The organism is Cognatishimia sp. (assembly GCF_049116455.1).
Classification (GTDB): domain Bacteria; phylum Pseudomonadota; class Alphaproteobacteria; order Rhodobacterales; family Rhodobacteraceae; genus Cognatishimia.
Window position 1 is genome coordinate 37410 of record NZ_JAGDYW010000006.1, and the last position, 18751, is coordinate 56160.

General features: G+C 53.4%; 18 protein-coding genes. 13 read left to right on the forward strand and 5 right to left on the reverse strand.

Annotated elements, in window-relative coordinates:
• Positions 1 to 7: 7 nt before the first annotated feature.
• Positions 8 to 1630, reverse strand: coding sequence for a GMC family oxidoreductase (locus JXQ85_RS15555; RefSeq protein WP_421749885.1), 1623 nt, complete (start codon positions 1628 to 1630; stop codon positions 8 to 10).
• Between the two features lie 254 nt (positions 1631 to 1884).
• Here JXQ85_RS15555 and JXQ85_RS15560 point away from each other — a divergent pair, with 254 nt between their 5' ends.
• The 8 genes from JXQ85_RS15560 to JXQ85_RS15595 all read left to right on the forward strand — a co-directional run bounded on the left by JXQ85_RS15560 (position 1885) and on the right by JXQ85_RS15595 (position 10883).
• Complete coding sequence (locus JXQ85_RS15560; RefSeq protein WP_421749886.1) at positions 1885 to 3354, forward strand: aldehyde dehydrogenase family protein; 1470 nt, start codon at positions 1885 to 1887, stop codon at positions 3352 to 3354.
• A 57-nt stretch (positions 3355 to 3411) separates the two neighbouring features.
• Positions 3412 to 4386, forward strand: coding sequence for an ABC transporter substrate-binding protein (locus tag JXQ85_RS15565; protein WP_421749887.1), 975 nt, complete (start codon positions 3412 to 3414; stop codon positions 4384 to 4386).
• Between the two features lie 65 nt (positions 4387 to 4451).
• Positions 4452 to 5978: a sugar ABC transporter ATP-binding protein gene (locus tag JXQ85_RS15570; RefSeq protein WP_421749888.1), complete on the forward strand. Its 1527-nt coding sequence runs from the start codon at positions 4452 to 4454 to the stop codon at positions 5976 to 5978.
• The gene (locus tag JXQ85_RS15575) at positions 5975 to 6976 is read left to right on the forward strand and encodes an ABC transporter permease (protein ID WP_421749889.1); all 1002 of its coding nucleotides are present in this window, start codon (positions 5975 to 5977) and stop codon (positions 6974 to 6976) included. Before JXQ85_RS15570 ends, JXQ85_RS15575 begins: the two co-directional genes overlap by 4 nt.
• Before the next feature lie 5 nt (positions 6977 to 6981).
• Positions 6982 to 7977, forward strand: coding sequence for an ABC transporter permease (locus tag JXQ85_RS15580; RefSeq protein ID WP_421749890.1), 996 nt, complete (start codon positions 6982 to 6984; stop codon positions 7975 to 7977).
• Between the two features lies 1 nt (position 7978).
• Positions 7979 to 9079: a mandelate racemase/muconate lactonizing enzyme family protein gene (locus tag JXQ85_RS15585; RefSeq protein WP_421749891.1), complete on the forward strand. Its 1101-nt coding sequence runs from the start codon at positions 7979 to 7981 to the stop codon at positions 9077 to 9079.
• Positions 9076 to 10116, forward strand: coding sequence for a zinc-dependent alcohol dehydrogenase (locus tag JXQ85_RS15590; protein ID WP_421749892.1), 1041 nt, complete (start codon positions 9076 to 9078; stop codon positions 10114 to 10116). Before JXQ85_RS15585 ends, JXQ85_RS15590 begins: the two co-directional genes overlap by 4 nt.
• Positions 10117 to 10118: 2 nt before the next feature.
• Positions 10119 to 10883 carry an SDR family oxidoreductase gene (locus JXQ85_RS15595; RefSeq protein ID WP_421749947.1) on the forward strand — a complete coding sequence of 255 codons (765 nt, stop codon included), beginning with the start codon at positions 10119 to 10121 and terminating at the stop codon, positions 10881 to 10883.
• A gap of 206 nt (positions 10884 to 11089) precedes the next feature.
• On the opposite strand, the gene JXQ85_RS15600 is transcribed toward JXQ85_RS15595, so the two are convergent.
• Genes JXQ85_RS15600 through JXQ85_RS15610 form a run of 3 tightly spaced genes read right to left on the reverse strand, consistent with a single transcriptional unit; the run spans position 11090 to position 12738 of the window.
• Positions 11090 to 11443, reverse strand: coding sequence for a type II toxin-antitoxin system RelE/ParE family toxin (locus JXQ85_RS15600; protein WP_421749893.1), 354 nt, complete (start codon positions 11441 to 11443; stop codon positions 11090 to 11092).
• Entirely contained in the window at positions 11427 to 11702 is a 276-nt protein-coding gene (locus tag JXQ85_RS15605) for a ribbon-helix-helix domain-containing protein (protein ID WP_421749894.1), read from the reverse strand. Before JXQ85_RS15605 ends, JXQ85_RS15600 begins: the two co-directional genes overlap by 17 nt.
• Before the next feature lie 55 nt (positions 11703 to 11757).
• On the reverse strand, positions 11758 to 12738 hold the full coding sequence (locus JXQ85_RS15610; RefSeq protein WP_421749895.1) for a LacI family DNA-binding transcriptional regulator: 981 nt from the start codon (positions 12736 to 12738) through the stop codon (positions 11758 to 11760).
• Between the two features lie 110 nt (positions 12739 to 12848).
• Here JXQ85_RS15610 and JXQ85_RS15615 point away from each other — a divergent pair, with 110 nt between their 5' ends.
• Genes JXQ85_RS15615 through JXQ85_RS15630 form a run of 4 tightly spaced genes read left to right on the forward strand, consistent with a single transcriptional unit; the run spans position 12849 to position 16769 of the window.
• On the forward strand, positions 12849 to 13862 hold the full coding sequence (locus tag JXQ85_RS15615; protein WP_421749896.1) for a phosphotransferase family protein: 1014 nt from the start codon (positions 12849 to 12851) through the stop codon (positions 13860 to 13862).
• The gene (eno, locus tag JXQ85_RS15620) at positions 13859 to 15169 is read left to right on the forward strand and encodes a phosphopyruvate hydratase (RefSeq protein ID WP_421749897.1); all 1311 of its coding nucleotides are present in this window, start codon (positions 13859 to 13861) and stop codon (positions 15167 to 15169) included. The genes JXQ85_RS15615 and eno overlap by 4 nt, the downstream gene beginning before the upstream one ends.
• A 2-nt stretch (positions 15170 to 15171) precedes the next feature.
• Positions 15172 to 16020 carry a fumarylacetoacetate hydrolase family protein gene (locus JXQ85_RS15625; protein ID WP_421749898.1) on the forward strand — a complete coding sequence of 283 codons (849 nt, stop codon included), beginning with the start codon at positions 15172 to 15174 and terminating at the stop codon, positions 16018 to 16020.
• Positions 16017 to 16769 (forward strand): SDR family NAD(P)-dependent oxidoreductase, encoded by a 753-nt coding sequence (locus tag JXQ85_RS15630; protein ID WP_421749899.1) that lies wholly within the window; start codon positions 16017 to 16019, stop codon positions 16767 to 16769. Before JXQ85_RS15625 ends, JXQ85_RS15630 begins: the two co-directional genes overlap by 4 nt.
• Before the next feature lie 159 nt (positions 16770 to 16928).
• On the opposite strand, the gene JXQ85_RS15635 is transcribed toward JXQ85_RS15630, so the two are convergent.
• Positions 16929 to 17153 carry a hypothetical protein gene (locus tag JXQ85_RS15635; protein ID WP_421749900.1) on the reverse strand — a complete coding sequence of 75 codons (225 nt, stop codon included), beginning with the start codon at positions 17151 to 17153 and terminating at the stop codon, positions 16929 to 16931.
• A gap of 601 nt (positions 17154 to 17754) precedes the next feature.
• Between JXQ85_RS15635 and JXQ85_RS15640 the strand changes: the two genes are divergently transcribed.
• A complete protein-coding gene (locus tag JXQ85_RS15640) occupies positions 17755 to 18705 on the forward strand; it encodes a sugar ABC transporter substrate-binding protein (protein WP_421749901.1) in 951 nt (316 codons plus the stop codon).
• Positions 18706 to 18751 lie beyond the last annotated feature (46 nt).

Genomic DNA, 18751 nt, shown 5'->3' on the forward strand with positions numbered 1-18751 from the left:
TCAGGGGTTATAACCGACCAAGTACCATATCGGCACAGCGGTCCCCCATCATCATGGCGGGGGCCTGCGTGTTGCCGGCGTTGATGTCTGGCATGGCGGATAGATCACACACGCGTAACCCATCGACTCCTCGCACTCGCATCCGCGGGTCAAGCACAGCCATCGGGTCTCCATCTTTACCCATTTTTGCGGTGCCTGCCGGATGGTAATTGGTTTTCACGAAACGGCGGCAATAGGCGCGGATTTCATCATCAGAATCCTCGCCTGGTTTCGGCAGCATCACCTTGTCGATTCGTTCCGCAAGCGGCGTGGATTGGAAGGCCTTTAAGAAGAAACGCTGGCCTTCGACCATGGCATCCATGTCTTCTTTGGCTTTTAACAGATTTGGCGAGACAAGCGGCATGGCTTTAGGGTCGGCAGACGCAAGCTTGACCGTGCCGCGGGATTTAGGTTTCACAACTACGGTTGTGACTGTCAGCCCATAACCATCTTCGACGAGATGTTTTGTGTCGCGGTCCACATAGACGATCGGCACACAGAACGCTTGAATGGTTGGGTCTGCCTCTGGATCGGTTGGGTTCACAAATGCCCCCGCTTCGACACCGGCAGACGTAATCGGGCCGCTGCCAAACAGCTTGAACTGAAGCCCATTTTTCAACATGCGCCAACCATCACCCTGTTTGTAATAGCCGCCTTTGCCTTTGATCCGTGCTGTGATTGGGACTTCTGGGTGATCCACAAGGTTTTCACCCACACCGGGCAGGTCCACTTTGCAATCGATACCAAATTCACCCAGATGATCTGCGGGGCCTATGCCCGAATGCATCAATATTTTTGGTGTGATCAGAGAGCCAGCTGACAAGATGACTTCGCCAGAGCATCGTGCAGTATGCACAATGCCTGATTTGTCCGCATAACGTACACCAACGGCCTTTCCGTTTTCGATGACGACGCTTTGGACTTCGGATTGCAGGCGGATTGTCAGGTTCGGGTTATCTTTCAATGGCTCAATGTAAGCATAGGCCGATGAAGACCGGCGCCCATGCCGGTTCATAAATTGATAGAATCCAACACCACGCTGCTGAGCGCCATTGAAGTCAGCAGAGAACGGCTCTCCCATACCTTGAACTGCTTGCACGAAAAGACGCGATAGACTGTCGATATGACCGGGGTCTGACACCAAAAGTGGACCATGGGTGCCGTGACGGTCATTGTGCAAACGATTGTTATCTTCCATGCCACGAAAATGAGGGAGAACGGCGTTCCAATCCCAGTCGACACCATCATTACTGCCGCGCAGCTCTTCGTGCCATGCGTCGTAGTCTGATGGGCGGCCACGCATATAGACCTGGGCATTCACCGAAGAGCCTCCGCCCAAGACGTGGCCTTGCGGAATGTCATGGACGCGACCACCCAGATGATCCTGTTCTACAGTTTTGTGGTACCTCATGAATTTGGTGCCATTGATCATTTTAAAAATGCCCGGCGGCATATCCAGGAGTGGGTGTTTGTTGGAATAGCCTGCTTCCAACAAAAGAACTTTATGTCCACCATCTGCGACCAAACGCGCGGCTGCGACGCAACCTGATGCGCCACCTCCTGCAACAATGTAATCAAATTCAACTGCCATGTGTCTTCCTCCAGCTTGGCAATTCAAACAGCCTCATGTGGGATCGAATGCGTTTCAATCGTCATCGGCTCGCTTGATTCGCAGCTACCTCCCAATAGCTATTCGAATGCTGTCGCCGTCTATATGATCACACCAAAATAAACAAGAAGTACATCAAAAACCCGCGAATCCGCTGTTTTTTGAAAAATACCTTGACTGAATCGCTGATATGCGGAACAACATCATCTTGTTTGGTATGACCAAAAGGGAAGATCGTGGAAGAGTTCGACATTCAGTCAGGCAAGATTCTGGCAGCGCAAATGTTTATCAATGGACAGTGGACCGTTGGCAGTAGTCGCGAGACCATCGAAGTTGAAAACCCCGCAAACGAACAGGTGATTGCAACCACTCCTGTTGGGACTGCAGAAGACGCCGCGGCCGCTGTAGATGCAGCTCGTGTTGCGAAACAGGCCTGGGCGAAGGTGCCGGCTGTTGAGCGTGGTCGCGTTGTGCGCAAATTGGGTGAACTGGTTCTAGCGCGCACTGAAGAGTTCGCGCGCCTTATTACAGCCGAACAGGGCAAGCCATTGGATCAAGCCCGTGGCGAAGTGGGCGCAACCGCAGAATTCTTGTTTCATGCCGCAGATAATGCGCGTCGCATTGAAGGGGACATTCTTGTTTCCGATAATCTGAATGAAGAAATCCATATTCGCCGCCACCCTTATGGTGTTGTAGTTGGACTAACGTCTTGGAATTACCCTGCCGCTTTGGCGACGCGAAAGCTTGGTCCGGCGCTTGTCGCGGGCAATGGCTTTGTTCTATTGGCGCATGAAATCACACCGCTTTCGGGTCTGTTCATTGCATCCCTTGCCGCACACGCAGGTGTGCCGGCCGGATTGTTTAATGTCGTTGCTGGTCGCGGGCCAGTTGTGGGGCAGGCTCTGGTAGAGCATCCCGACACTGCAATGGTGACCATGACCGGCAGCAACCGGGCAGGGCGCGAAATTTTCAAAGCGGGCGCAGAAGGCATGAAAGTGCTGCGTCTGGAACTGGGCGGCAAAGCACCGTTTATCGTTCTGGAAGATGCCGAGATCGACAAAGCTGTCGAGGCGGCCGTGGCTGCGCGGTACACCAACTGCGGTCAGATCTGCACCTGTAATGAGCGCATGTATCTGCACAAGGATATTGCCGACGAGTTCTTAGAGAAATTCGTTGCAAAATCTGCGGCACTTACAATCGGTGATCCGATGGGCAACCCAGATATGGGTCCAAAGGTCAGCGGTCCTGAGGTCGATAAGGTGGCCTCGATTGTAGAAACGGCAATCGCTGAAGGTGCGGAGGTTCTTTTGGAAGGAGGACCACTGACTGAAGGTGATTATGCCAAGGGGCATTGGATTGCCCCAACAGTGCTTGAAGTCAAAGACAACGCCTCCAGCGTTGTTCAAAACGAGGTGTTTGGACCGGTTGTTCCAGCGATCCGCGTTGATGACTTCGATCAGGCACTTGCGATGGCGAATGACACAGCCTTTGGCCTCTCAGCCTATGTGTTCACAGAAAACCATCGCCGGATCATGCAATCCCCATACGCACTGAAGTTTGGCGAAATCTACGTCAATCGCGCGAATGGCGAGCAGGTCCACGCTTTCCATAACGGGTGGGGCCAATCCGGCCTTGGCGGTGAGGACGGCAAATATGGGTTTGACGGGTATCTGCGCAAGCAGAGCCTGTACATGAACTGGGCGTAAGCCTGGACAACACGCGGCTAGGAGGTTTGGCCGCATTTCAACTTGGAGGAAATTGAAATGAAACGTCGTATTTTGCTAGGAACAGCCATCGCGCTGGGAATGGGCTTTAGCGCGTCTGTATCCATGGCTGATACACCGCCGCTGGCGCAAAAAGACAGCTACCGTGTGGGCTTTGCTCAGATGGAATCCAACAACCCTTGGCGTATCGCCGAAACCAAGTCTTTTCATGACACGGCAGAAAGCTGTGGCTGGGACTTGATTGCAACTGATGCCGCAGGTTCTGCAGCGAAGCAGGTTGCTGATGTGGATTCCATGATCGCGCAAGGCATTGATGTCCTGTTCTTGCCACCACGTGAAGAAAAGCCGCTGATCCCTGCGGTCATGAAAGCCAAAGCAGCTGGCATTCCTACCTTCTTGGTAGACCGCTCTGTTGATGAGAGTGTTGCTCAAGCTGGCAACCACTTTGTGGCCTTCCTTGGTTCTGACTTCATCGAACAAGGTGATCGTGCAGCGGAATGGTTGATTGCCAACTTTGACGGCGACAAAGGCATCATCGTTGAGCTGGAAGGCACCACAGGGTCTTCTCCGGCAAATGACCGTAAGAAGGGCTTTGATGACCGCATTCTGCAGGATGATCGCTTTGAGATCGTAGCTTCTCAGACTGGCGATTTTGCACGGGATCTGGGCCGTCAGGTTATGGAAACATTGCTGCAGGCGCATCCTGATGTGAACGTTGTTTATGCACACAACGATGAAATGGCGATTGGTGCAATCCAAGCGCTGGAACTTGCAGGGCGCAAGCCAGGTGAAGACATCACTGTTGTTTCCATCGACGGGACACGTGACGCGCTTCAAGCGATCATTGATGGCAAAATGGGTGTGACCGTTGAAAGTTCACCTTTCTTTGGTCCTTTGGCTTGTGACGTCATGAAGAAATATGCCGCTGGCGAAGAAATCCCAGGTTGGGTGAAGGTTGAAGACCGTGTCTTCACCATCGACAACGCAGCGGACCACATCGGCGAAGCGTATTGATTTCTCCCTGAGCCGGGGGGGCCATCTGGCCCCTTCGGCACAACATCATGAAAGGCGATGAGGTTATGCAACACCTGATCGAAATGAGTGGGATTAAGAAATCGTTTGCAGGCGTCGTTGCTTTGCAAAACGCAAATCTTCACATCGCACCCGGAGAAGTCCATGCCATCATTGGACAGAACGGTGCCGGAAAATCCACGCTCATTAAAATCCTGACTGGCGTCTACCGACGAGACGCAGGTGAGGTGACAATCAACGGAACCGCATCAACGGTATCCACTCCTCGCGAGGCGCAAGACGCCGGAATCGCAACAATCTATCAAGAACTTAGCCTGGTTCCCCTACGCAGTGTGACGGAAAACGTCATGATGGGGTATGAGCCGCGCACCCGAATGGGCATGATCGACTGGAAGGCGGCCCACAAACGCACACGTGAGATTTTGGAACGCTTTGGTATCGACATCGATGTGAAAGCACAGCTTGGGTCTTACTCAACCGCCATTCAGCAGCTGGTCGCCATCGCGCGCGCTGTTTCATTGAATGCGCAATTGGTGATCATGGACGAGGCGACATCCTCGCTGGATGATCAAGAGATCGAAATCCTATTCAGTGTTGTGCGTGAGCTAAAGAAAGAAGGCGTTGCCGTTCTTTATATTTCGCACTTCCTTGATGAGCTTTATCAAATCTGTGACCGCGTCACGATCATGCGCGATGGCCAAACTGTGGGCCAGCGGGTGATTGCAGATACAACAAAACTTGGTCTGATTTCTGAAATGCTTGGCCGCGATCCTGAAGAGATCGAAGCCGCTGGGATGACAGGCCTTGGCGGCGGCGAGAAAACCGCGCCGGGCAGCCCGTTGTTTGAGGCTGAAAACATTTCAACTGCGCGTGGCCTCAAAGATGTGTCTGTGACTGTTCGCAAAGGTGAAATCGTTGGATTGGGCGGTCTGCTTGGATCTGGCCGCACCGAAACTGCGCGGGCTTTATTTGGTTTGGATTCCCTAAAATCGGGCAAGATCGACAGCCACGGCGGTAAAGGTCAGATTGGCACGCCTGCCGAAGCAATCGCAGCTGGGGTTGGTTTCCTAACAGAAGACCGAAAACGCGAAGGCATCGTGCCGCATATGTCGGTGCGTGAAAACATGACGCTCGCCTTGTTGCCCAAGCTGAAAAAAATGGGCCGGGTAGATCGCAAACGTGAGGCCGAATTGGTTGAACGTTTCATCAAAGCGCTTGGCATCAAAACATCAGGTATGGAGCAGCCGATCCGGGAATTGTCCGGGGGGAACCAACAGAAAGTCTTGTTGGCGCGCTGGCTGGCACTGGAGCCTGAAGTATTGATTTTGGACGAACCGACTCGCGGTGTCGATGTTGGTGCAAAGTTCGAAATCCAATCGATTATCCGCGAATATGTCGACAAGGGTTTGGGTGTTCTGCTGATCAGTTCCGAATTCGAAGAGCTGGTGGAAGGGGCGGATCGCATCATTGTGCTGCGCGACGGTTATTCCATCACAGAGCTGGAAAATCCGGGGGTCACAGAAGAAAGCCTGATTGCGGCCATTGCCCAACACCACGGGGAGGCAGCGGCATGACCATGGAAAATAACGCTATGGATAACTCGCCAAAACCGGCTGGCCCAAAATTCGACTGGAGTATGATCACACGTCATGGCGGTGCATTTGCACTGCTGGTGATCCTTTTGTTCAACGTTCTCGTCACACCAAACTTTCTGCATCCACAAACATTGTTTGTGAACATCAGCCAAGTGGCGACCATTGCTATCGTCGCCGTTGGAATGACGCTGGTCATCGCCACAGGTGGTATCGACCTGAGTGTCGGGGCAATCATGGCATTGTCTGGCGCATTAGCTCCGTTGATTTTCACGTCTCCCTTCGCAGAAGCAAACCCTGAACTGGGTCTGGTTTTGTCGATCATTGTTCCAATCGTTGTGGCCTTGGCCTGTGGAGTCTTTAACGGTGCCTTGGTGAGCCTACTGAATGTTCAGCCTATCGTGGCCACCTTGATTTTCTTCATCTCGGGTCGCGGTATCGCGCTGGTTCTGACTAACGGGAATCTGCAAACCTTCTCGAATCCGGCGTTTAGCTATTTGGGGACTGGTAAGATCCTTGGCATCCCGTTTCAGGGCTATTTGGTGCTGATCATTGCGGTCATCGTCTGGTGGGTCATGGCCTACACGGTCTTTGGGCGTCAATTGCTTGCCGTTGGCGGCAATGAGCGCGCGGCACAGCTGTCTGGCGTGCCGGTGAAACGGGTCAAGATCGGAGCCTATGTGATCTGTGCGGGCCTGTCTGGGTTGGCGGGTTTGATCGTTGTTGCGATCAACTCGGCCTCGGATGCGGCACGGATCGGTAATTTGATGGAACTGGATGCGATTGCTGCGGCGGTTGTTGGGGGCACGCTGCTGCAAGGCGGCAAAGCACCCATTTTCGGAGCCATTTTGGGTGCCGTGATCATTCAGCTTGTTAAATACACACTGCTCGCCAATGGGGTCGCCGACGAAGTCGCGCTGATCGCAAAGGCAGGCATTATCGTGCTGGCGGTCTATGTCCAGCAAGCACGGAAGGAGTGAGTCAGATGCTTGATACTTCTGCTTTCGACCTGCGCCGCTACATTCAAGGCAACACGCACAGCTTGGGTGTTTGGATTACCCTGGTGGCGCTAATTCTCTTTGGATTGATGCGCTACGAGAACTTTGGCGGCTCTTATAACATCTCGTCTTTTCTGAACTACAACGCGATGTTTATTGTGATTGCGGTGGGCATGTGCTTTGTCATCATGACCGGCGGAATTGATTTATCAGTGGGGTCCGTTGCAGCTTTCACGTCAGTGGTTGCGGCTTATCTGTCACCCTATGGTGTGCAGGTGGCTTTGCCCGGCGCGGTAGCTGCGGGCATGGCGATCGGGGGGTTAAATGCCTTCTTCGTTGTGGCGATGCGCATCCCGCCGTTCATTGCCACTTTGGCCACTATGTTGGGGGCCAAAGGCGGTGCTCTGGTGATTTCTGGAGCTCAGACAGTTTCCATCGATTGGACCTCCAATTTCACCAAACTGGGACTGGAAAAGGCTTTTGGCATCCTGCCATGGACCATCGTGATCACGATCATTCTGGTGTTCGGCCTTTGGATTCTGCTTGAAAAGACGTCTTTGGGTCGCACGGTTTTGGCCATCGGTGGCGGTGAAGACGCCAGTATGATGATGGGCCTCAATGTGAACCGCGCCAAAGTGCTGGTCTATGTGATCAGCGGTGGTTGCGCTGGTATGGCCGGTCTGTTCTTGGCCTCTGGCTTTGGAGCAGGGCAGCCTTTGGAAGGCGTCGGCTGGGAGCTTTCAGCCATCGCATCCGTTGTTGTCGGCGGAACGCTTTTGACAGGCGGCATGGGATCGATTTCGGCCACGGTTGCCGGTGCGCTTCTTTTGGGGCTCGTCTTTAACATTCTAAACTTTGAAAACGGTCGTGGGGTGATCAGCCTCAGCGCATATTGGCAGATGGTTATCCGTGGTGCCTTTTTATTCGTGGTGATCGTTTTCCAAAGCCGTGTTGCAAGCACGGCAAAGAAAGGAACTATCTAAAATGGCAAAGATCGCCAAAGTCACCGTTCGGGTCTTTGATGTCCCGCTGGCCGAGGTTCTCTCGGACGCAAAACACGGTGACCACACTCACTTTGAATTGGTCACTGCAACGGTTCAGTTGGCCGATGGATCTGAGGGAACAGGCTATACCTATACCGGTGGTAAAGGTGGCCGGGCGATCGCTGCGATGATTGAACATGACTTGGCCGGCTGGTTGGTCGGCCAAGACGCCTCGAACGTTGAAGACATCTATGAAGAAATGCAATGGCACCTGCATTACGTGGCACGTGGCGGCATCGCGTCCTTTGCGATTTCAGCGGTGGACATTGCATTGTGGGATCTACGCTGTAAAGCGGCGGGCAAACCGCTTTGGCAGTACCTTGGCGGCAAAAATCCAGAGTGCCCTGCCTATGCCGGTGGCATCGATTTGAACTTCTCATTGCCGAAACTGCTTTCATCCATTCAATCCTATTTGGATCGCGGATTTAAGGCCGTTAAAATCAAAATTGGCCAGCCTACGCTTGAAGAAGATATTGAACGTATCAAAGCCGTACGAGAGCTGATTGGGCCTCATATCAAATTCATGGTGGACGCCAATTATTCGATGTCTGTCGAAGAGTCGATCAAAGCGGCCAAGGCCTTTGAACCCTTTGATCTGGTCTGGTTTGAAGAGCCTACGATCCCCGATGATTACAAAGGTTTTGGCGAGATCGCGAAACATACGAACATCCCGTTGGCAATGGGAGAAAACCTACACACAATCCACGAATTCGAATATGCTTTTGATCAAGCAAGCCTAGGATTTGTACAGCCAGACGCCTCAAATTGTGGTGGCATTACAGGTTGGCTGCAAGTGGCCGAATTAAGCCGCAAACATGATGTGACCATCTGTTCGCATGGTATGCAAGAACTGCATGTAAGCCTTGTTTCGGCACAGAAAAACCGCGGATGGATCGAGGTCCACTCTTTCCCAATTGACCAATACACAACACAACCGCTTCAGATCGAAAATAACATGGCACTCGCACCAATGGCACCGGGTGTTGGCGTGACTTTTGATTGGGGCAAACTTGAAGACGCACATAAGGAAATGCATTCATGAGTAACCAAACGATGGCAGCCGCGTTCTATCGCGGCGACAAGACATTTGCTGTCGAACAGGTTCCGGTCCCTAAGCCGGCATCTGGAGAAGTGACAATTCGGGTCGCTTATTGTGGCATCTGTGGCACCGATATGCATGTGTTTCACGGCAATATGGACGCGCGTGTCGGTCATAACCGGATTGTTGGCCATGAGATGTCAGGTGTTGTCGAATATGTTGGCAGTGGTGTCACGGGTTTTGACGCCGGTCAGAAAGTGACCGTGCGCCCACTGGACCCTGATCTGGACTGTCCAGCGTCGCAAGCGGGGTATCCGCATGTGTCCCACAACATGAAATTCCTAGGCCTTGATACTGATGGCGCCATGCAAGAGCTGTGGACCGTTCCAGCCTTTACCGTTCACGCATTGCCTGACGACATGAAACTGGATCACGCAGCGTTGGTTGAACCGGTTGCAGTGGCCTGCCACGATGTGCGCCTATCTGAGCTGAAAGAAGGCGAAGACGTAGTTGTTGTCGGCGGCGGCCCAATTGGTATCTTGGTCGCCATGGTGGCCCGTGATGCAGGTGGCAAAGTGATCGTATCTGAAGTGAACGAAAACCGTTTGGCGGTTGCGGCAAAGCTTGGCTTTGACACCGTGAACCCAGCCAAAGAAGACTTGGTTGCCATCGTCAATGAAAAGACCGGCAACAAAGGTGCGGATGTCGTGTTCGAAGTGTCTGGCTCTCAGCCAGGTGTTGACGCCACAACCGCTGTCGCAGCGACACGCGGCCGGATCGTGATGGTGGCCATCCACGCGAAAAAGCCAACCGTTGATATGTTCCAGTACTTCTGGCGCGAACTGAAGCTGATCGGCGCTCGTGTTTATGAACCAGAAGACTACGAACACGCGATTTCGCTTGTGGCCACTGGCGTGATCGATGCGGAAACCATCATCACTGACGTCAGCCCGTTGTCAGACATCCAAGCGGCGTTTGAATCGTTGGACAGCACCCCAACCGCAATGAAAAGCCTAATCAAAGTTGGAGATTTCGCATGAGCATTCTGTCGAGCTTTGATCTGACCGGAAAAACCGCACTCGTCACCGGTTGCAAACGCGGTATTGGGCGGGGCATGGCCGAGGCCCTTGCAGAAGCAGGTGCAGATATCGTTGGTGTCAGCGCATCTTTGGAACTTGAAGGCAGCGCAGTCGAAAAATCAGTGCGCGAGATTGGCCGAAATTTCAAAGCCTATCAGTGCGATTTCTCAGATCGCGATGCCATGCGTGGGTTTGCGGCTCAATTAGAGGCGGATGGCGTTAAGCCAGACATTTTAGTCAATAACGCAGGCACCATCAAACGCGCGCCCGCAGCGGAACACGAAGATGAGATCTGGGATGAAGTCATTGATGTGAACCTGTCTTCACAGTTCATTCTGTCACGCGAGATTGGCCGTGGCATGATTGAACGTGGAAGCGGAAAAATCATCTTCACAGCGTCGTTGCTAACCTTCCAAGGTGGTATCACTGTGCCGGGTTATGCTGCATCAAAGGGCGGGATTGGCCAGTTGACCAAAGCCTTGGCAAATGAATGGGCGGGCAAAGGTTTGAACGTGAATGCTGTCGCACCAGGCTATATCGCCACAGACAACACCCAGGCCCTACAAGATGATCCAGTGCGTTCCAAAGCCATCCTAGAACGGATTCCGCAAGGGCGCTGGGGTACACCCGAAGATTTCGCAGGACCAGTTGTGTTTCTAGCATCCGATGCTGCGAGTTACGTAAACGGCGAGATTCTGGTCGTCGATGGCGGCTGGATGGGCCGGTAGATTCCACCGCCTGTCCCGGTGAACACTTGGGCAGGCTCGCTGGGGAGGGGCAATGTGATATGGGGGCGGGAAAGTAAGTTCTCGGTAAATCACTGCTGATCTGGAAGAAATCAGCAGCGGTATTGTCAAAGCAGAATTCGACGCAATCTTTTCTCTGCTGAGCTGAAAGCACCAATATTGCATTGTCGCCCACCTCTGGCGCAGGTCTATTGAGGGCCCTCAAGCAGGCGCAAAAGCATTTTTCGCCTTGTATCCTGACCTCCGAAAAAAACTGCCAGAACCACGACAATCTGTTCAGCTTCATCGATGCGGAACCAATAGGTGGATTGCCCCAATGTCAGTTGGTGCGACCCATGTAAGATGTCGTCAGTCGCTGAACCACGATGTGGCGCGATTAGGATACGATCTGCTTCTTTCCGAATATCCAGCACGCGGTTTTCTGCGTGATCTAGCGCAGCAGAAAGCGGTTCTCCGAACCCGATATAGCTGTCCACGAGATGGTCGAAAATCAGCGCAAAGTCACGCTCTGCCCCTTCGGCAAATTTAAGTGTCCAGGCCATAGGCCACGCGTTTCCGAGCCAACATATCGGTCAGGCCTGTATCAAATTCATCAGCCGACACGGTTGGTGCCTTTGCGCGCTGCTGCAATAGAACCCGGAGAGCGTCGCGTTCCAGCACATCATCCTCTTGTTTTTTACGCAAGATTTCAACGCCTTGCTGTAGGACAGCACTAAGGCTTGAGAATTGACCTGTCTCCACCATTGCTTTGGCAAAGGCGAATTGGTCGTCGGTAAGAGAGATTGAGGATTTAACAGTCATGAGGTGCTCCTCTTGCCTAAGTAGCACTGAGTAGCACCGATTTCAAGGTGATCAACTATGGTCGAAGAGTGAGGGTGGCCTTCAGGGCGTCTGAGTTTAGGGGGGTGTCCTCGGTATTCTGCAACAGGTGCATGGCTTGCTGCGCAAGTTGATCTATCGGCAATTTGATGGTCGAAATCCCACCTGCGATCCACGCGTAGAATGATGGGTCACCATATCCGATGAAGGCAATGTCCTTGTGGGGGTCTTTTTCCCGATCCATAAGCGCCGCAAGCGCACCGTTTGATATTTCAACGCCGCCACAGATGAGCGCGGTTGCAGTTTTTCCGTCTAACAGCATGCCAGTGCAGGCGTGGCCCATTTCAAAGGAGGGGGTGGCGGTGTGCACGAGTTCGTGGTTTTCGCTGAGACCGGCGGTTGCGAGCCCTGCGCGAAAGGCCGCCAGACGTTGTTGACCAGATGAGAGCTTGTTGTTGGCACCAATATAGCCGATCTCCGTATGACCCTGCTTTGCCAGATATGCTACGGCCTCCTGAATGGCGCTGTGGTCATCGACCAAGACAGTGGCGCTGGTGCCATCGATTGGGCGTTCCCGCACAAGCTGGATGATATTATGGCCAAATGTCTGGGTGACGTCATTGGTTGCGTGGCGCGGGGCAGGGACCATAAGAACGGCCATGGCCTGAACTTCCCGTAAGCGCTCTAATGCTGCGTATTCTTGGTCGATGTCGTCATTGGTCAGATGGATGATCAGATGCAGCGAGTTCTTCTCGCAGGCCAGGGCCAATGCGTTCGCGAAGCGGGCATAAAATTCGTTGATGATATTGGGCAGAAGCAGCCCGACGATCTTTGTGCCATCGCCGCGCATGGCCTTGGCGGCTGCGTTTTTGACATAGCCAAGTTCACGTGCTCGGTTGAGGATCATATCGCGCGTGGCTTTGTTGACATTGGGATGATCAGACAGGGCACGCGACACGGTCATATGCGAAATGCCGAGATCCTTTGCGATCGATTTGATGGTCACGCGGTTAGACAAGTTTTTTCCCTTCGGTTCCAGCGCTTTTAACAAAGTTGTCAAATCCTGTCTTGACGGAAATACAATTTTTAGACTAATTGTTCACGTGAACAATACAAGGGAAATCATCCGTGCCCACCGAGTTAGAACAACGTTGCCGTGACCTTGTGGTCGAGCTTGGCCTTGGGGCACGGGAGGATGTGTCTGAAGTACGTCCGCTGACCGGCGGGGTGGCGTCTGATATTGCGATGGTGGCGCTGCCGACGCAGAAGATTTGCGTGAAATTTGCCTTGGCAAAATTGCGTGTGGCAGCGGATTGGCAGGCGCCTGTGCACCGGAATGCGGCTGAATATGCTTGGCTCAAGGTGGCCGCAGATATCCTGCCTGATAGCTCAGTGAAACTCTTTGGCCGCTCCGAGAAAGAGCACGGGTTTGCCATGGAGTTTCTGGACGGTAAGGGGGTCTATCTTTGGAAGGAGTCGCTTCTTGAGGAAGCGCCTGATCGGGGAGAGGCCGCGCGTGTCGCCGATATGTTGGGTCAGGTGCACAAGGCTTCTGCTGCAGAGGGTTTTGACACCGCTGCCTTCCAAAACCGGGATGACTTCCGGGCGCTGCGGATCGAGCCCTATCTGAGCTTCACGGCCGAGAACCATCCTGATCTGGCGGGACAGATCAAACCGCTTGAGGACATGCTGTATGAGAGCAGCAATGTTTTGGTGCACGGGGATGTGAGCCCAAAGAATATTCTGTTCCGGGGCGATGTGCCTTTGGTCCTGGATGCAGAATGCGCGACGATGGGGGACGCGAGTTTTGACGTGTCTTTCTGTCTGAACCATCTGATTTTGAAAGCTGTGCATTTGCCGGGATCGACAGAAAGCCTGCTGGGGCAGATGGGTCAGTATTGGTCGGCCTATGCGCCGCACATCGCTTGGGAAGATCCTGCCGCCCTAGAGGCCAAGATCTGTCGGTTATTGCCCGCTCTGATGCTGGCACGTGTGGATGGCAAATCCCCTGTTGAATATTTGGATGAAACGGGGCGCGAGGCTGTGCGTCGTCTTTCTATCCCACTGATCAAATCACCTGTGTCCGACTTGGACACACTCGTTGAAACACTCGCCAATGTACTGAAGGACATTCGTTCATGACGGCAATCAAATCAATCACTGGACGTCGGGTCTGGGATTCTCGTGGGCATCCGACGGTCGAAGTCGATGTGTTTCTGGAAAACGGCAAACTGGGGCGCGCCATCGCGCCGGCAGGTGCGTCTCGCGGGACACGAGAGGCCATCGATCTTCGCGATGGTGGCCCTGTCTTGCAGGGGAAGGGCATCGAGAAGGCTCTGGCCAGCGTCAACGGTCCAATTGCCTCTGCTTTGGTGGGGCGTGATATTTATGACCAGCAGGGGGCAGACAACGCGATTTTAGAGCTGGACCCATCGGCTCTGAAAGAAACTCTGGGCGGCAATGCGACCGTTGCGACCTCGTTGGCGTTGCTGCATACGGCAGCTGCAGATGCAGGTGAACCATTGTGGCGTCACGTGGCTAAGGCTTATGGTTGCACGCCATCCTTGCCTCTGCCTGAAGTCCAGATCTTTGGCGGCGGGGCGCATGCGGGTCGCCGCGTGGATATTCAGGACTTCATGATCATGGTGCCGGGTGCCAAGACCTTTGATGAGGTCATGGAAGTCACCAATGAGGTCTACTTTGCCGCTGGCGATATTATGGCCTCACGTGGCAACCTCGCTGGTGTGGCGGATGAAGGCGGCTGGTGGCCGGTCTTCAAAAGCAATGAAGAAGCACTAGAGACCCTAGTTCAAGCCATCGAAAAGGCAGGGGAAAAGCCAGGCGAGAACGTGGTGATCTCTTTGGACATCGCGGCGTCTGAATTTGGCGAAAACGGCACTTATCGTCTGGCGCTGGAAGATCGCGACATGGACAGCGGTCAGTTGATTGACATGCTTGGCGGCTGGCTGGATGCCTATCCGATTGCCTCGATCGAAGACCCGCTTGGCGAAGACGACCAAGAAGGCACAATTGAGTTCACCCGCCGTTTTGGGGACCGGGTGCAGATCATTGGAGATGATTATCTGGTGACCAGCGCGGATCTGGTGCGCGAGGCGCAGGCTGATAACGCCTGTAATGCAGTGTTGATTAAGGTGAACCAGATCGGGACAATCACAGAAGCGATTGAGACCTTCAAAGCCGCGCAAGAAAAAGGCTGGGGTACGATTGTCTCTGCACGTTCGGGTGAAACCGAAGACGCCTCGATCTCTCATCTCAGCACCGGTCTCGGTGGGCGTCAGTTGAAGGTTGGCTCCTTCCAGCGCTCTGAGCGGATGGTAAAATGGAACGAATGCCTGCGCATTCAAGATCAACTTGGCCAGAACAGTTTTGCGGCTGGTCAGGCCCTTGCCAATACATGGTGGGGCAAAGCGAATAAGAAGGATAGCTGATTATGAAACTGATGCGCTATGGGGACCGAGATGGTTCCAAAACTCCCTGCATCCTGGACGCTGATGGCGTGGCGCGAGACGCTTCCAGCATTGTTGGCGACTTCGGCCCGCGCTCTTTGACGCCAGAGGTGATTGATCAGCTGAAATCCGTGGATCCAACCACGCTGCCCGTTGCGGATATCGAAGGCAAACGGATCGCACCACCCTCTGCGCAGCCGTTCAATATCTACTGCATCGGTCTGAACTACTCTGACCATGCAGTGGAGGCGGGCCTGCCAGTGCCTGATGAGCCGATCCTGTTTAACAAATCCTCTGTGACCTACTGCGGTCCAAACGATGACATCCTGTTTAGCGAGAAGATGACCAAGCTGGATTGGGAAGTTGAGCTGGGCATTGTGATTGGGAAGAAAGCGCTCAACATCTCCAAAGACGACGCGCTGGAACATGTTCTGGGCTATGTGCTGGTGAACGATGTGAGCGAGCGTGCCTGGCAGATGGAGCGCGGCGGCCAATGGGCCAAGGGCAAGAGCTTCCCGAATTTCTGCCCAACCGGTCCCGTGATTGTATCAGGCGATGAGCTGGATGACGCCAAGGCGCTGTCCATGTGGCTGGATGTGAACGGCACGCGGATGCAAACCGGCAATACCGACACGATGATCTTTGATGTGGCGACCATCGTGAGCTACCTGAGCGAATTTACTGAACTGCAGCCAGGCGATCTAATTTGTACAGGCACCCCTCCGGGTGTGGGTGCAGGCATGGACCCGCAGGTCTGGCTGAATGTTGGCGACAAGGTCACGCTTGGCATCGAAGGATTGGGTGAACAAGCTCAGACCGTGGTGAAGTTATGAACCAATTTGATCTGAAGGGGCGTCGCGCCGTGATCACCGGAGGCGCGCGCGGCATGGGGTTTGCGGTTGCAAAACGCTTTCTGGAAAGTGGTGCCTCTGTAGCGCTGTGGGACATCAGTGAAGAGACCCTGGCTAAGGCCAAAGACACGCTATCGTCGCTTGGCACGGTTATCACACAGCGTGTTGATGTCAGCGATTATGCCAACGTCGAAGCGGCTGCGGCGCAGGCAGAGGTGGAGCTTGGTGGGATTGAGTTGCTGGTAAACTCCGCAGGGATCGCCGGGGTCAATGTACCTGTAACCGAGTACCCGATCGAGACATGGTACGCTGTGCAGAAAGTAAACCTCAACGGGATCTTCCACACTTGTAAGGCCATTGTGCCAATCATGCAGAAATCAGACTACGGGCGCATTGCAAACATTGCCTCGATTGCGGGCAAGGAAGGCAACCCGAACGCCTCGGCTTACTCTGTTTCCAAGGCGGCGGTGATCGGCCTCACCAAATCTCTTGGCAAAGAACTGGCGACCTCCAATATCCGCGTGAACGCGCTGTGCCCGGCCGTGATCCGCACAGAGATGCTGGATGACGTCACAGAAGGACAGTTGGCCTACATGCTGTCCAAAATCCCAATGGGACGCCCTGGCACCATCGATGAGATCGCCTCAATGGTCTCCTTCATGTGCTCCGAAGACTGCTCATACACAACAGGGTTCGTCTTCGACCTATCAGGTGGGCGTGCAACCTATTAAAGCGACTTCGGGATAATCCAAGTGATACCCACCGTGACATGCGGTGGGTATTTTTATGCGTGCACTACCGAGCGGCGGTTTCCGCAGCGACATGCCTGAGAATTTGCACAAAGCCTCAAGGTGTTTTGTGGAGGGCAGCCCTTCAGGCGTCGCAATGACTTAAAAATATTCAACGCTTGGCTCAAACGGCCGAGTGACCACGCCATTTACGCGCCAAAGTCCGGCACCAAATGGTTCAATCACACCAACCGCCAAATTCATCGCGATCATCGAATATCCCATGTGGGAGCTATGAATACCGATGTCAGATCGATATTGAACGCCCGCATGATCAAGGACGTTATAGATATGCTCAGAGTTTTCCGTGTTCGCGCAACCAATCACGCCTTATCTTTAGGAGCACCTGGTCATCGATACGAGTTCTCAAATCGGGTTGAACATGACATTGTTCAGATAGTGTTCAGGAATGCGTAGTTTGATTTGGTCAGCGAGATCTCCCCAAGGGGACGAAAATGGAACGGCAACCGATGCAACTTTTCTGGACAACTACCGGACGTTTTCGACCGCAGATCTAAACTGATAAGTGAGATTTCACTAGAACCCGATAGATGAAGGCGGAATTTCTCAGGCGCGATGATCGCGTCCGACTCTGAGACTCGACTCAGTGATGTCGGGATTAACTAGTCCACGGTTGGGAAGGTTAAATGGCCCAATGCAGAGCTCTAGGCCAGTAATTCGTTCTGCAGCGCAGAGAGGCTAATCCGTCTAACGGGCGCTGTTTGCTACTTCGATTGCGAGAACCGATGCAGCCGCATGATCCTCAATGCGGCGTCTAAAACCAAGAATTTTGTCCTAAATAATATCTGTTATTGCATATATAAAAATTACTTGCTTAAATGAAAGTGAGCCTGAGGAGGACTCGGTTTGTATTAAATCCGCGGCACGAGTTTCGCCGCGGTTGATCGTTTTTGGAGGAACTTAGATCATGAAGAAGATTTTCGGAGCAGTGGTGGCTGGCGCCATGCTGACTGCAAGTGCAGCGTTCGCTGAAATCACCATCGGCTTGTCCGTAGACCAATTGTTTGAAAGCCGCGTTGCGGTGAACGATGGCATTAAGGCTGAAGCAGCAGATCGTGGTTATGACGTTATAGAAGTGGTCGCAGATGGCGATGCGCAACAGCAGAACGCGCAGATTCAATCCCTGATCGCTCAGGGTGTTGACGCAATCTTGGTGTGTGCTGTGGACCAGAACACAATTGAACGTGCTTTGCTTGCTGCAAAGCGCGCAGATATTCCGGTTGTTGCCTATGACCGTGACCTGCCTGACAGCCGCGTGGTTCAGGCCTTTGTGGGGCCAGACTCTTTGATTGATGGTCGTCTTGCTGGTGAATACACCGCTGATGTTCTAGCTGGCAAAGAAGGGCCAATCACAATTGTCGAATTGATTGGGGCTCTTAACGATCAGAACGGCATCGACCGCTCTAAGGGGTTCCGCGAAGGTATTGCGTCTTTGGAAAACGTTAATCTGATCGAAGTGCCGACAGATTGGGATTCCGCGCGCGCATTGTCTGGCACGCAGAACGCTTTCCAAGCAAACCCGGATGTAGCTGCAGTTTTTGCGGCAACAGACACGCATATTCCAGCGGTTGAAACTGTTCTGACTGACCTTGGGAAACTGATGCCGACGGGTAAAGATGGTCACGTTGTGATCACCGGCGTGAATGGATCTAACGACGGATATCAAGCGGTTCTGTCCGGGACAGCAGATGCATTTGTCGTCATGGGGACAGAGGCGACGGGTCGGAAAGCGGTTGATCTGGCTGCAAAAATCCTGGCTGGCGAGTCTGTTGATCGTCTGAACTACGTGGGTGGCAACCTTTATACGGCTGCCGACGCAGAAGCGAACAAAGCCAAAATCTGGGGCGCACCTAAGTAAGCAAACCCATTCAGACCCCGCGCCACATCAAGCGCGGGGTTTTCGA